General features: G+C 67.0%; 9 protein-coding genes. 8 read left to right on the plus strand and 1 reads right to left on the minus strand.

The features are described 5' to 3' along the window. Positions 1 to 9: 9 nt before the first annotated feature. The gene (locus ACFU8W_RS15885) at positions 10 to 258 is read right to left on the minus strand and encodes a hypothetical protein (RefSeq protein ID WP_345510563.1); all 249 of its coding nucleotides are present in this window, start codon (positions 256 to 258) and stop codon (positions 10 to 12) included. Between the two features lie 284 nt (positions 259 to 542). Between ACFU8W_RS15885 and ACFU8W_RS15890 the strand changes: the two genes are divergently transcribed. The 8 genes from ACFU8W_RS15890 (at position 543) to ACFU8W_RS15925 (ending at position 13823) form a co-directional block, all read left to right on the plus strand. Further along, complete coding sequence (locus tag ACFU8W_RS15890; RefSeq protein ID WP_384036825.1) at positions 543 to 2879, plus strand: ABC transporter family substrate-binding protein; 2337 nt, start codon at positions 543 to 545, stop codon at positions 2877 to 2879. Between the two features lie 695 nt (positions 2880 to 3574). After that, positions 3575 to 5446 carry a translational GTPase TypA gene (gene typA / locus ACFU8W_RS15895; protein WP_384036828.1) on the plus strand — a complete coding sequence of 624 codons (1872 nt, stop codon included), beginning with the start codon at positions 3575 to 3577 and terminating at the stop codon, positions 5444 to 5446. 406 nt (positions 5447 to 5852) lie between these two features. After that, on the plus strand, positions 5853 to 7496 hold the full coding sequence (locus ACFU8W_RS15900) for an ABC transporter substrate-binding protein (protein ID WP_384036831.1): 1644 nt from the start codon (positions 5853 to 5855) through the stop codon (positions 7494 to 7496). A 167-nt stretch (positions 7497 to 7663) separates the two neighbouring features. Then, positions 7664 to 8596, plus strand: a complete 933-nt coding sequence (locus ACFU8W_RS15905) for an ABC transporter permease (protein ID WP_384036834.1) — start codon at positions 7664 to 7666, stop codon at positions 8594 to 8596. Further along, entirely contained in the window at positions 8589 to 9533 is a 945-nt protein-coding gene (locus ACFU8W_RS15910; RefSeq protein ID WP_384036837.1) for an ABC transporter permease, read from the plus strand. The genes ACFU8W_RS15905 and ACFU8W_RS15910 overlap by 8 nt, the downstream gene beginning before the upstream one ends. An 11-nt stretch (positions 9534 to 9544) precedes the next feature. Continuing rightward, the gene (locus tag ACFU8W_RS15915; RefSeq protein ID WP_384036840.1) at positions 9545 to 10603 is read left to right on the plus strand and encodes an ABC transporter ATP-binding protein; all 1059 of its coding nucleotides are present in this window, start codon (positions 9545 to 9547) and stop codon (positions 10601 to 10603) included. Beyond that, on the plus strand, positions 10596 to 11738 hold the full coding sequence (locus tag ACFU8W_RS15920) for a dipeptide ABC transporter ATP-binding protein (protein WP_345510556.1): 1143 nt from the start codon (positions 10596 to 10598) through the stop codon (positions 11736 to 11738). Before ACFU8W_RS15915 ends, ACFU8W_RS15920 begins: the two co-directional genes overlap by 8 nt. Positions 11739 to 12194: 456 nt before the next feature. Continuing rightward, positions 12195 to 13823: an ABC transporter substrate-binding protein gene (locus tag ACFU8W_RS15925; protein WP_384036844.1), complete on the plus strand. Its 1629-nt coding sequence runs from the start codon at positions 12195 to 12197 to the stop codon at positions 13821 to 13823. Positions 13824 to 13911 lie beyond the last annotated feature (88 nt).

Below are 13911 nucleotides of genomic sequence, written 5' to 3' on the forward strand. Positions count from 1 at the left end.
GGAACTCTCCTAGGGGGCGTGCCTGCCGCGGACGCCCAGACCCTCGTCGTCCGAGTCCGTCCACAGGCTGGCGTCGTACGGCGCCTCGGTGATCGTGATGACGCCGTCGACGGGATCGGTGCCGGCGGCGGGTCCGGGCGGCTGCGGACCGGTGTCGGCCGCGCGCAGCTGCGCAAGGCTCCGCTCCAGCCGTCCGACGGTGCGGACCAGGTCGTCGAGGCAGTGCTGAACAGCAGTCAACTCGTCCTGCAGTGACATGACTTGCTCTCACCTCCGCGGTCGCGGGTGGCAATGCTCATGCGCATGCGAGTGTCGCGCGTCACATCCCCTTTGGGAAGGGAGCGGGCCGCCCCGTCTTTGTTCGGTGCTCCGCCGCCCGGGTGAGGTTCGCGGGCCGGGCGTCGTGTCTGCGCCGTCTCGCGCGCGTGGGCGCCTTCATTGGATGAGCGGAACTAGTGTGATCAGCATTCAATGCCACCAAACAAGCACAATCTGGTCCATTCACATACGGGTGGGCCGGGCCGGCCCCGGAGGTATCAGCCATGTCCCACGTCGGCGTCCCGCGCGGGACAGTCCGAAAGCGCCGCCCGCTCGCGCTCCTTGTCGCGGGTGTGCTCACGATCCCCGCGCTCGCCGGGTGCGGCAGTTCGGACGAGGACGCCACCGCCGCCATCGCCGTTCCGCAGGACGTGGCCCCCGCGGGCCGGGGCCAGGTCGCCGAGGGCGGCACGGTCAACTGGGCGATCGACGCGATGCCCGCGACCTTCAACGCCTTCCAGGCGGACGCCGACGCCACCACCACACGCATCACCGGGGCACTGCTGCCGACGCTCTTCCCGCTCGACGCCAAGGGCACCCCGCGGATGAACACGGACTACCTGAAATCCGCAAAGGTCGTCGAGCGCGAGCCCAGGCAGGTCGTGCTCTACCGGCTCAACCAGCAGGCGGTCTGGAGCGACGGCCGGGATATCGGAGTCCCCGACTTCGTCGCCCAGTGGCGGGCGCTCAGCGGCAAGGACTCGGCGTTCTGGACCGCCCGCAACGCCGGCTACGAGCGGATCGAACGGATCGAGCGCGGCGCCAACGACTTGGAGGTCCGGGTCACCTTCGCCAAACCGTACGGGGACTGGCGCTCCCTGTTCTCCCCGCTGTACCCCAAGGAGGTGACCGGCTCCCCGGACACCTTCAACGACGGAGCGCGGACCACGCTCAAGGCCACCGCAGGCCCCTTTCAGCTGCGCAGCGTGGACAAGGGGAAGGGCACCATCACCCTGGTCCGCAACCCGCGCTGGTGGGGTGGCCAGGCGAAGCTCGACTCGATCGTCTTCCGCGCGGTCAAACCGAAGGACCGCACCGCGGCGCTGGTCGAGGGCAAGGTCGACATCGCCGATGTCGACGCGGCGGCGGCGCACCGGATCGTGGCGGCGGGACGGGACAAGGGAGGCAACGGGCAGCCGCTCACCCACGGCCCCGGCTGGGAGATCGGCCCGGCTGCCGCGATGCGCTCCTGGGCCGTGGCGCACGGCTCGGACGAGAACGCGGCGGCGGTCGCCCGGGCGGCCAGGGAGAAGACCAGGGCAGCCGCCGAGGTGTACGCCTCCGAGCAGGACGGGCTGCGCGCCTATGTTCTCCGCAAGTCGCTGGAGCCCGCCTACACCCAGCTCGCGCTGAACGGCGAGTCCGGGCCACTGGCCGACAACCGGGTGCGCCGCGCGGTCGCCCGGGCCCTGAACCGCCAGGAGATCGCCGACGCCGTGCTGAGCCCGCTCGGCCTGCCCGCGGCCCCGCTCGGCAGTCACCTGGCCGTGGCCGGACAGCGTGGCTACCACGACAGCAGTGGCGTGCTCGGCGACCAGGACCCCAAGGCGGCGCAGGCGCTGCTGGCGGACGCCGGCTGGACCCGGGACGGCGCGGCGAAGGAGCCCGACGGCACGAAGGCGGGGAGCGAGGGCGAGAAGACGAAGGGCAAGACGGCCGAGGAGAAGGCGGACAAGGCCGCGAAGGACGAGAAGGCGGCGAAGTCCGGCAGCGACAACAAGCCGGGCGACGACGAAGGGTTCGGCCGCGCCCTCGCCCCCGCTCCGGCCGCCGCCGTCCAGAGCGCCGCACTGCTGCGCCAGGCCGGAACCTTCTCGGACGCGTACGCCGACGCCCGCACCGTCGCCGACACCGGTACCAGCCCTGCTGAGGGCACCCGGAAGAAGGTCACCGCCCAGGAACGGGGGCCGGGCGGCGTCGCAGGCGCCTACGCCCCCGCCGGGACTGCGGCTCCGGCGGCCCCGGCCAAGGCCGCCGACCCGGTCCGTGGCCCCCTCGGCAAGGACGGCAAGTCGTTGACCTTGCGTTTCGTCCTGCCGTCCGGACCCGGCTCGGAGTCGCTGCGGACCGTGGGGGACAAGATTTCGGCCATGCTCGACGCGGTCGGCATCCGCACCCAGATCATCAAGGTCTCGGACGCCAGCTACTTCAAGGACCACGTTGCGTCCGGCGACTACGACCTGGCGCTGTACTCCTGGCCCGCCACCGCCTACCCGGCCACCGACGACCGGCCGATTTTCGCCAAGCCGGTCCCCGCCGCCGACGGTTCGCTGCTCGTCGAGCAGAACTACACCCGCGTCGGTACGGACCACATCGACCAGCTCTTCGACCAGGCGGTCTCCGAACTCGACGAGGGGACTGCCCAGGACCTGATGAAGCAGGCGGACGCCCGGATCTGGGCGGCTGCAGGATCGATTCCGCTGTATCAGCGCCCACAGCTCGTGGCCACCGACAAGAAGCTCGCGAATGTCGGCGCCTTCGGCTTCGGAGTCCCGCACTACCAGGACATCGGTTTCAAGAAGCCGCAAGCGGCAGGACCCCCCGCGAATCGTAAGAAATAGCAGGTCAGGGCCACAGCGGAAGCTCAGAACTGGCTCAATTCCCTTGCCCGCCGAAGCACTCGGCGGGCAAGGTCGTGCCTACCTGTTGACCCGGGCAATCAATGCGCGGACACCCCCCACCGCTGCGCATCCCCCTCCCCGCCGAAGTCGCCCGACTGCCGCGGCGGGCGGCCCCCGGCCGGGAGCGCGTCCGTGACCGTCGGTGAAATTCATCGGAAGACATGACCACGGGGGCAGAAACACGGAGCGCGAGGACGGTGGGCTGCCGCCGCGTCGACGGGCGGGGCGACGGCTCCGGCCCGGAAGACGGCGGACAGGGGCCCCGCTCGGGCGGCCGGACAGCCGGTATGTGGCGTACAGCACCCTCCGGCTGGTCGAGGCCGATTTCCGCTCCTCCGCGGCGGGGGAGCGGAGGGCGAGCAGACCGTCGGACATGTGGCGAACTGAAGTGTTTCGGGTGCCGGAGTGGTCGGCTGTGACGAGGCGTTCGGCGCGAACGGCCCCGCCGCGGCCCGCGCAGCCGGCGGCGTCGGTCGCCGTCTGTGAGCGGCCGGTAACCCTTGCCCGGGAAGCCGCTACGGCGTCAGCCCCGTACCATGGGGGGTAGCCGTGGCGCGTCCGCCCGGCGGGCGTACAAGGACTCGAGACCGACTAAGACGCCTGATCCCACGATCCGAGAGAAGCGCAAGCCACCCATGCCCACGCGCCACGACATCCGTAACGTAGCCATCGTCGCCCACGTCGACCACGGCAAGACCACGCTGGTCGACGCCATGCTCAAGCAGGCCGGCGCCTTCGCCGCGCACGCCGCCGAGCACCTCGACGACCGCATGATGGACTCGAACGACCTGGAGCGTGAGAAGGGCATCACGATCCTCGCCAAGAACACGGCGGTGAAGTATCACCCCAAGGACGGCGGGGACCCGATCACGATCAACATCATCGACACCCCCGGCCACGCCGACTTCGGCGGCGAGGTCGAGCGCGGTCTCTCGATGGTGGACGCGGTCGTGCTGCTCGTCGATGCCTCCGAGGGCCCGCTCCCGCAGACCCGCTTCGTGCTGCGCAAGGCGCTCGCCGCGAAGATGCCGGTCATCCTCTGCATCAACAAGACGGACCGTCCGGACTCCCGGATCGCCGAGGTCGTCGACGAGACGTACGACCTGTTCCTGGACCTGGACGCGGACGAGGACCAGATCGAGTTCCCGATCGTCTACGCCTGCGCCCGTGACGGCGTCGCCTCGCTGACCAAGCCGGAGGACGGCACCGTCCCGGCCGACAGCGACAACCTGGAGCCGTTCTTCTCCACGATCCTGTCGCACGTCCCGGCCCCGGAGTACGACGACGAGGCCCCGCTGCAGGCCCACGTCACCAACCTGGACGCCGACAACTTCCTCGGTCGTATCGCGCTCTGCCGCGTCGAGCAGGGCGAGCTGCGCAAGGGCCAGACCGTCACCTGGATCAAGCGTGACGGCACGATGTCCAACGTCCGCATCACCGAGCTGCTGATGACCGAGGCGCTTACCCGCAAGCCGGCCGAGAAGGCGGGCCCGGGCGACATCTGCGCCATCGCCGGTATCCCGGACATCATGATCGGCGAGACGCTGGCCGACCCCGAGAACCCGGTCGCGCTGCCGCTGATCACGGTCGACGAGCCGGCCATCTCGATGACCATCGGTACGAACACCTCGCCGCTCGTCGGCAAGGGCGGCAAGGGCCACAAGGTCACCGCCCGCCAGGTGAAGGACCGCCTCGACCGCGAGCTGATCGGTAACGTCTCGCTCCGCGTCCTGGACACCGAGCGTCCCGACGCCTGGGAGGTCCAGGGCCGCGGTGAGCTCGCGCTGGCCATCCTCGTCGAGCAGATGCGCCGTGAGGGCTTCGAGCTCACGGTCGGCAAGCCGGAGGTCGTCACCAAGCAGGTCGACGGCAAGACGCACGAGCCGATCGAGCGCATGACGATCGACTCCCCCGAGGAGCACCTCGGCGCGATCACGCAGCTGATGGCGACCCGCAAGGGCCGCATGGAGACGATGACGAACCACGGTTCGGGCTGGGTCCGCATGGAGTGGATCGTCCCGTCCCGCGGCCTCATCGGCTTCCGTACGGAGTTCCTGACGCAGACCCGTGGCACGGGCATCGCGCACTCCATCTTCGAGGGCCACGAGCCGTGGTTCGGCGAACTGCGCACCCGCCACAACGGTTCGCTGGTCGCCGACCGCGCGGGTTCCGTGACCCCGTTCGCGATGGTCAACCTCCAGGAGCGCGGTGTCATCTTCACCGAGGCCGGCACCGAGGTCTACGAGGGCATGATCGTCGGCGAGAACTCCCGCGCCGACGACATGGACGTGAACATCACCAAGGAGAAGAAGCTCACCAACATGCGTGCGGCCTCCGCGGACACCACGGAGAACGTGGTTCCGGCCCGCAAGCTCTCCCTGGAGCAGTCCCTGGAGTTCTGCCGCGAGGACGAGTGCATCGAGGTGACCCCGGAGACCGTGCGTATCCGCAAGGTCGTCCTTGACCAGAAGGAGCGCGGCCGCGCCGCGTCGCGCGCCAAGCGCTGACGTCGTACGACCTATTGACACCGGGCCCGGGCCCTCACGGACACTGTGGGGGCCCGGGCTTTTCGTCAACTCGATTTCCTGCCCGGGGTGTCCGGATATCGGGCGTCGCTCTCCGGAACATGTGTTAACGGTCCGTTTCGCGGGTGTCTGTCTGGGATCGCTTTGTCCGGATTTCGGTCAACCAGGCCTGGTCGATGTTGTCAAACCGAGACCCTTTAAGTGTGGTTTACAGCCCGGGCGTACTTAATAGTTGGCTCCATTGAGCTCGGGTCAATGGGTCACGCACTGTGGGGAGTGCCGACTCACGAGCACACTCGAGGCACTGAAACGATCACCGTCAGGGGTGTCGGTGTATCACGCCAGTGCCTTTCTTGCAGTCAAAAGTGGACTCATGAGGAGGAAACCCATGCGTGGTGCCAAGAGCGCCAAGTGGGTCGCGGGAGCGGCCATCATCGCCCTGGCTGCGACCGCCTGTGGTGGCGGCGACGACAGCGGCAAGGGCAAGGGGGGTGACAGCGCCAACGGTGCTGTCAACGCCAACGGCATCTTCTCCGTCGAGGTCGGCGAGCCGCAGAACCCGCTGCAGCCGGCGAACACGATGGAGTCGAACGGCAGCATCGTCACCGACGCGATCTTCTCGCAGCTGGTCGACTACGACCCCTCCGGCAAGCTCGTGATGGTCAACGCAGAGTCTGTCGACACCAAGGACAGCAAGCTCTGGACGGTCAAGCTCAAGAAGGACTGGAAGTTCCACGACGGAACGCCGGTCACCGCCGAGTCCTACGTCAAGGCGTGGAACTGGGCCGCGAACATCAAGAACGCCCAGACCAACGCGTCCTGGTTCGGGGACATCAAGGGCTTCGCCGACGTGCACCCCGACGGCGAGAAGGCCAAGCCCAAGGCTGACGCCATGTCGGGTCTGAAGGTCGTCGACGACAGCACCTTCACCATCGAGCTCAACAACCCGCTGCCGTACTTCGCGTACAAGCTCGGCTACACGGTCTTCTCGCCGCTGCCCGAGTCCTTCTACGCGGACCCGAAGGCCGCCGGTGAGAAGCCGGTCGGCAACGGCGCGTACAAGTTCGTCAGCTGGGACCACAAGAAGCAGATCAAGGTCGTCCGTTACGACGACTACCAGGGCCCCGACAAGGCGAAGAACGGTGGTGTGATCTTCAAGAACTACACCACCCTCGAGACCGCCTACGAGGACCTGAAGTCCGGCAACGTCGACGTGCTGCGCCAGATCGCGCCGAAGGACCTCCCGGTCTACCGCGCCGACCTCGGTGACCGTGCGGTGGACAAGGCGTACTCCGCGATCCAGACGCTCGGTGTCGCCATGTACACCAAGCAGTGGAAGAACACCGACCCGAAGGTCCTCCAGGGCCTGTCGATGGCGATCGACCGCGCCACCATCACCAAGACGGTGCTCCAGGGCACCCGCGAGCCGGCCACGGGCTGGGTCGCCAAGGGTGTTCTCGGCTACCAGCCGAACGTCGCGGGTGACGTCACCACGTACAACCCGACGAAGGCCAAGGCTCTCATCAAGGAGGGCGGCGGTGTTCCGGGTAACAAGATCTACATCCAGTTCAACGCCGACGGCGGCCACAAGGAATGGGTCGAGGCTGTCTGCAACAGCATCACCCAGGCGACCGGTGTCGCGTGCGCCGGCGACTCGAAGGCCGACTTCCAGGCCGACCTGAACGCCCGTGACGCCAAGCAGGTCAAGTCGTTCTACCGCGGCGGCTGGGTGCTCGACTACCCGGTGAACGCGAACTTCATCAGCGACCTGTTCCGTACGGGTGCGGCCGGCAACAACGGCTTCTTCTCGAACAAGGACCTCGACGCCAAGATCAAGGCCGCGGACTCCGCCGCCACGCTCGAGGAGTCGGTCAAGGGTTACCAGGAGATCGAGAAGGACCTGGTGAAGTACATGCCGACCATCCCGCTCTGGTACTACAAGGTCAACGCCGGTTACTCGGAGAAGGTCCAGAACGTCAACTACGCCCAGGACGGCGACCCGATCCTGACTGAAGTTCAGGTCAAGAAGTAACCGACGACGTAGTCCGCGGGCCGGTGCGGGACCGACACTGACATCGGTCCCACACCATCCTGCACGCCGTGGCCGGGGGGCCCTCCCACGACATCGACGCCCTTACGAGGGGTCGATGACGGGGGAGGGCCCGTCGGCTGCTGCTTGCCTATTTACATGGAGGCACGATGGGGCGCTATGTCGCACGACGACTGCTCCAGATGATCCCGGTCTTCATCGGGACAACTCTGCTGATCTTCCTGATGGTCTACACCCTGCCCGGCGACCCCGTGCGGGGACTCTTCGGGGACAAGGGTGCCGACCCCGCCACCCTGGCCGCCATGCGGCACCAACTGGGGCTGGACCAACCGATCCTGCAGCAGTACTGGAATTACATGACGGGCATTGTCCTGCATGGTGATTTCGGCACTCAGATAGCCAGCGGTCGCCCGGTCACGGACGTACTCGGTGACGCGTTCCCCGTCACTCTGCGACTGGCCGCCATGGCGTTCCTCATCGAGATCGTTCTCGGTATCGGCCTCGGCATGGTCGCCGGGCTGCGCGCCGGCCGCCTCGCGGACAACGTGATCCTGGTCTTCACCCTGCTGATCATCTCGATCCCGGTCTTCGTTCTCGGCTTCATCATCAAGTCGGTGTTCGCCTTCCAGCTCGACTGGATCGCGCCGAACGTCTCGAACGAGGCGACGTGGAGCGAGCTGATAGCACCGGCCGTCGTGCTCGGGTCGCTCTCCCTCGCCTACGTGGCGCGACTGACGCGTACGACGATGGCCGAGAACCTGCGCTCGGACTACATGCGTACCGCCGTGGCCAAGGGACTTCCCAAGCGCCGCATCATCGGTGTGCACCTGATGCGCAACTCGCTGATCCCCGTCATCACCTTCCTCGGAACCGACCTGGGTGCCCTGATGGGCGGCGCGGTCGTGACCGAAGGCCTGTTCAACGTGAAGGGCATCGGCGGCACCATCTACGAGTCGATCGTCCGACGCGAGGGCACCACCCTGGTCGGCCTGGTCACCATCCTGGTGCTCGTCTACCTCTTCATGAGCCTGCTCGTCGACCTGCTGTACGCGGTCCTGGACCCGAGGATCCGTTATGCCTGACGCGATCAAGACCGCACCCGCGACCGAAGACCCGAAGAACGCAGCCGCGGAGCCGGCGACCGTGAAGGCGGAGAAGGCCCGCAGTCTCTGGGGCGACGCCTGGATCGATCTGCGCTCCAACTGGTACTTCATCATCTCGTCCGTCCTCATCGTGATCCTGCTCGTCATGACGGCGTTCCCGGGCCTGTTCACCGGTGCCTCGCCGACCAGGGGCGACCTGGTGCACCACTTCCTGAGCAAGCCCGAACTCGGCAAGGTCGGATCGCCCGAGTGGCTGGGTTACGACCTTCAGGGCCGAAGTGTCTACGCGCGTGTCATCTACGGCACCCGCGCCTCGGTGATCGTCGGTATCTCCGTCACCGCGGTGGTGACCGTGTTCGGTGGCCTGATCGGCATGGTGGGCGGCTACTTCGGCGGCTGGGTCGACGCGCTCCTGTCCGGGTTCACGAACATTTTCCTCGGACTGCCCTTCCTGCTCGGCAGCATGGTGGTCCTGCAGGCGTTCAGCGACCGCACCGTCTGGGTCGTGATCCTCGCCCTCGCGTTCCTCGGCTGGACACAGATCGCGCGAGTCATGCGCGGTGCCGTGATCACGATCAAGCAGTCGGACTACGTCCAGGCCGCCCGGGCCCTGGGTGCGAGCACGCCCCGGATCCTGTTCAAGCACATCCTGCCGAACGCCATGGCCCCGGTGATCGTCGTCGCGACCATCTCGCTGGGTGTGTACATCTCGGCCGAGGCGACCCTGTCCTATCTGGGGCTGGGTCTTGCCGACCCGACGATCTCGTGGGGCATCGACATCTCCGGCGGCCTCAGCCAGATCCGCGTCGCGCAGCATGTCCTGCTGTACCCGTCGATCATGCTCAGCATCACCGTTCTGGCGTTCATCATGCTCGGCGAAGCCGTCCGCAACGCCCTCGATCCGAAGTCGCGATAAGGAGGGCGTACGTGACTACCATCGACAAGACCGCCGAAGTCCCGTCCCCGCGCTCGGGTGACGACCACGTCGGCCCGCTGCTCGACGTCCGTGACCTGCATGTGGAGTTCCACACCCGCGACGGTGTGGTCAAGGCCGTCAACGGCGTGAACTACAGCGTGAACGCAGGGGAGACGCTCGCCGTTCTCGGCGAGTCCGGCTCCGGCAAGTCCGTGACGGCGCAGGCCATCATGGGCATCCTCGACATGCCGCCGGGCAAGATCCCCCAGGGGGAGATCCTCTTCCGCGGCCAGGACATGCTGAAGATGCCCTACGAGGAGCGTCGGCAGATCCGTGGCCAGAAGATCGCGATGATCTTCCAGGACGCGCTCTCCTCGCTGAACCCGGTGCTCACCGTCGGCTACCAGCTCGGCGAGATGTTCCGGGTCCACCAGGGCATGTCCAAGAAGGACGCGACGGCCAAGGCCATCGATCTGATGGACCAGGTCAAGATCCCGGCCGCCAAGGCCCGGGTCTCGGACTACCCGCACCAGTTCTCCGGCGGTATGCGCCAGCGCATCATGATCGCCATGGCGCTGGCCCTGGAGCCGGACCTGATCATCGCGGACGAGCCGACCACCGCGCTCGACGTGACCGTGCAGGCCCAGGTGATGGACCTCCTCGCGGAGCTCCAGCGCGAGTACAACATGGGTCTCATCCTGATCACGCACGACCTCGGTGTCGTCGCCGACGTCGCGGACAAGATCGCCGTGATGTACGCGGGCCGGATCGTCGAGACCTCCCCGGTCCACGAGATCTACAAGCGTCCGGCACACCCGTACACCAAGGGTCTGCTGGAGTCGATCCCGCGGCTGGACCAGAAGGGCCAGGAGCTCTTCGCGATCAAGGGGCTGCCGCCCAACCTGCTGCACGTGCCCTCGGGTTGTGCCTTCAACCCGCGCTGCACGATGGCGCAGGACATCTGCCGTACGGACATCCCGGCCCTGCGCCCGGTGACCGAGCAGGACGGCATCGAGCTGGTCGGCCGCGGCAGCGCCTGCCACTTCTGGAAGGAGACGATCCATGGCTGACATCAACAAGGAGCCCGTGGACGCCACCCCGAACGTCACCGAAGTGGAGACGGTCGACGCGGCCACCGAGGCGGAGGCTGTTGCCGCCATCGAGGCGCCGGTGTCGAAGGGCGAACCGATCCTTCAGGTCCGCAACCTGGTCAAGCACTTCCCGCTGACCCAGGGCATCCTGTTCAAGAAGCAGGTCGGTGCGGTCAAGGCAGTGGACGGCGTCTCGTTCGACCTGTACCAGGGCGAGACGCTCGGCATCGTGGGTGAGTCCGGCTGTGGCAAGTCCACGGTCGCCAAGCTCCTGATGACGCTGGAGCGGGCCACCGCCGGTGAGGTCTTCTTCAAGGGCCAGGACATCACCAAGCTGTCCGGTCGCGCGCTCAAGGCCGTGCGCCGCAACATCCAGATGGTGTTCCAGGACCCGTACACCTCGCTGAACCCCCGTATGACGGTCGGCGACATCATCGGGGAGACCTTCGAGATCCATCCCGAGGTGGCCCCGAAGGGCGACCGGCGCCGCAAGGTGCAGGACCTCCTGGATGTCGTGGGTCTCAACCCGGAGTACATCAACCGCTATCCGCACCAGTTCTCCGGCGGTCAGCGCCAGCGCATCGGCATCGCCCGCGGTCTCGCGCTCAACCCGGAGATCATCATCTGCGACGAGCCGGTCTCCGCGCTCGACGTGTCGGTGCAGGCACAGGTCATCAACCTGATGGAGAAGCTGCAGGACGAGTTCAACCTCTCCTACCTCTTCATCGCGCACGACCTGTCGATCGTCCGGCACATCTCCGACCGGGTCGGTGTCATGTACCTCGGCAAGATCGCCGAGATCGGTACGGACACGGAGATCTACGACCACCCGACGCACCCCTACACCCAGGCGCTGCTGTCGGCGGTTCCGGTTCCGGACCCGGAGGCCCGCGAGCGCCGCGAGCGGATCATCCTCAGCGGTGACGTCCCGTCGCCGGCGAACCCGCCGTCGGGCTGCCGCTTCCGCACCCGCTGCTGGAAGGCCGAGGACAAGTGCGCCACGGAGGTGCCGCTGCTGGCGATCCCCGAGCGCTTCAAGTCCTCGGACACCCCGGCCGCGCATGAGTCGGCCTGCCACTTCGCCGAGGAGAAGGACGTCGTCGGCGCGGCGTGATCCTGCCTCGACAGGCATACATCGACAGGGCGCCCGGAACACGGTTCCGGGCGCCCTGTCGTGTGCCCGCACAGTCACTCCGGGCGGTCCCGGCAGGCGTATCCCCGCGGGACGTCCGGGGCGGTACCGGAAACCTCCGGACAGTGGCAGGCCGTCAGAGGCTGTCACGGCCGCCCGTCACCTGTACCGGCGGCGGTGCCTCGCTCACGTACCTGTCCGTGGTCTTCCAGCAGCGGGCACGGCGGACAGGACCGCCGTCGTGTACGCGCGGCGCGGGTTGCCCCTGATCGGATCGGGCGTCCCTGTCCGATCCCTGGTGTGTCTCTTTCGTCGTGCGGGGACATCCGGCCGTTCCGGTGACGGGGTACCACGGGCGGCCGTAGTGCTGATGCGTTGATCTGTTGATGAGGTGATATTTGGCTCTAAGCGTGATGAGGACCGATAAGGAGGCTTTCCATGCGCGGAGCCGCACAAGCCAAGTGGGCCGCTTGCGCAGTTGTCGTTGCCCTGACGGCGACGGCCTGCGGGGGCGGGGGCGGTGGTGGTGGCGGTGGCGCCAATGGGATTGTGAGCTCTTCCTGGGGTGACCCGCAGAACCCGCTCGAGCCCGCCAACACCAACGAGGTGCAGGGCGGCAAAGTCCTCGACATGGTCTTCCGGGGGCTGAAGAAGTACGACCCGAAGACCGGTGCGGCCACGAACATGCTGGCCGAAAAGATCGAGTCCACCGACTCGCAGAACTTCACCATCACTCTGAAGGACGGCTGGACCTTCAGCAACGGCGAGAAGGTCACGGCGCACTCGTTCGTGGACGCCTGGAACTACGGCGCCCTGCTGAAGAACAATCAGAAGAACGCCTATTTCTTCGGCTACATCGACGGCTACGACAAGGTCCACCCGAACACCGGCAATGCCTCCGCGGCCACGCTCTCCGGCCTCAAGGTCGTCGACCCGAAGACCTTCACGGTCAAGCTGTCGCAGAAGTTCTCGCTCTGGCCGGACACACTCGGCTACCCGGCCTTCGCACCCCTGCCGAAGGCCTTCTTCACCGATCACGCCGCCTGGGTGTCCAAGCCCATCGGCAACGGCCCGTACACCATCGAGAACTACACCAAGGGCTCCTCGATGAGCCTGCGCAAGTGGGACGGTTACCCCGGGGACGACAAGGCGCAGAACGGCGGCATCGACCTCAAGGTCTACACGGACAGCAACACCGCCTACACCGACCTGGTCGCGGGCAATCTCGACCTCGTCGACGATGTGCCGGCCGCGCAGCTGAAGAACGTCAAGGCGGACCTCGGCGACCGCTACATCAACACCCCGGCCGGCATCATCCAGACGATCGCCTTCCCCTTCTACGACAAGAAGTGGGACACCCCCGGAGGCATCAAGGTCCGGCAGGGCCTGTCGATGGCGATCAACCGGGACCAGATCACCAGCCAGATCTTCCGGAAGACCCGTACTCCCGCCTCCGACTGGACCTCCCCGGTCCTCGGCGAGGAGGGCGGCTTCAAGAAGGGGCTCTGCGGTGCCCCGTGCGAGTACAACGCGGCGGACGCCAAGAAACTGGTCCAGGAGGGCGGCGGGATCCCCGGCGGCCAGCTGAAGATCTCGTACAACGCGGACACCGGCTCGCACAAGGAGTGGGTCGACGCTGTCTGCAACAGCATCAACAACGCGCTGGGCAACAACAAGGCCTGCGTCGGCGCCCCGGTCGGCACCTTCGCCGACTTCCGCAGCCAGGTCTCCCAGCAGAAGCTGACCGGACCGTGGCGCGCGGGCTGGCAGATGGACTACCCGCTGATCCAGAACTTCCTGCAGCCGACCTACTACACCAACGCCTCGTCCAATGACGGCAAGTGGAGCAACAAGCAGTTCGACTCCTTGATCGACAAGGCCAACGCCGAGTCGGACAAGGCCAAGGCCGTCTCCACGTTCCAGGACGCGGAGAGGGTTCTCGCCGAACAGATGCCCGTCATCCCGCTCTGGTACCAGAACGGCAGCGCCGGTTACTCGGACCGGATCACCAACGTCGCGCTGAACCAGTTCAGCGTCCCGGTGTACGAGCAGATCAAGGTCAAGTAGGACCCGGAAGCCGGGTGGCCGGTGCACACCCCGCACCGGCCACCCGGCTTCCCCATCCCCGAGCAACTGCCCCCCGCGACCCCCGGAG

Source organism: Streptomyces sp. NPDC057565 (assembly GCF_042801455.1).
Classification (GTDB): Bacteria; Actinomycetota; Actinomycetes; order Streptomycetales; family Streptomycetaceae; genus Streptomyces; species Streptomyces yanii.

Bases quoted from the DNA above. Each gene is read 5' to 3' on its own strand.
- ACFU8W_RS15905 (WP_384036834.1), top strand. From the start codon at position 7,664: ATGGGGCGCTATGTCGCACGACGACTGCTCCAGATGATCCCGGTCTTC.
- ACFU8W_RS15910 (WP_384036837.1), top strand. From the start codon at position 8,589: ATGCCTGACGCGATCAAGACCGCACCCGCGACCGAAGACCCGAAGAAC.
- typA (WP_384036828.1), top strand. From the start codon at position 3,575: ATGCCCACGCGCCACGACATCCGTAACGTAGCCATCGTCGCCCACGTC.
- ACFU8W_RS15925 (WP_384036844.1), top strand. From the start codon at position 12,195: ATGCGCGGAGCCGCACAAGCCAAGTGGGCCGCTTGCGCAGTTGTCGTT.
- ACFU8W_RS15890 (WP_384036825.1), top strand. From the start codon at position 543: ATGTCCCACGTCGGCGTCCCGCGCGGGACAGTCCGAAAGCGCCGCCCG.
- ACFU8W_RS15885 (WP_345510563.1), bottom strand. From the start codon at position 258: ATGTCACTGCAGGACGAGTTGACTGCTGTTCAGCACTGCCTCGACGAC.
- ACFU8W_RS15920 (WP_345510556.1), top strand. From the start codon at position 10,596: ATGGCTGACATCAACAAGGAGCCCGTGGACGCCACCCCGAACGTCACC.
- ACFU8W_RS15900 (WP_384036831.1), top strand. From the start codon at position 5,853: ATGCGTGGTGCCAAGAGCGCCAAGTGGGTCGCGGGAGCGGCCATCATC.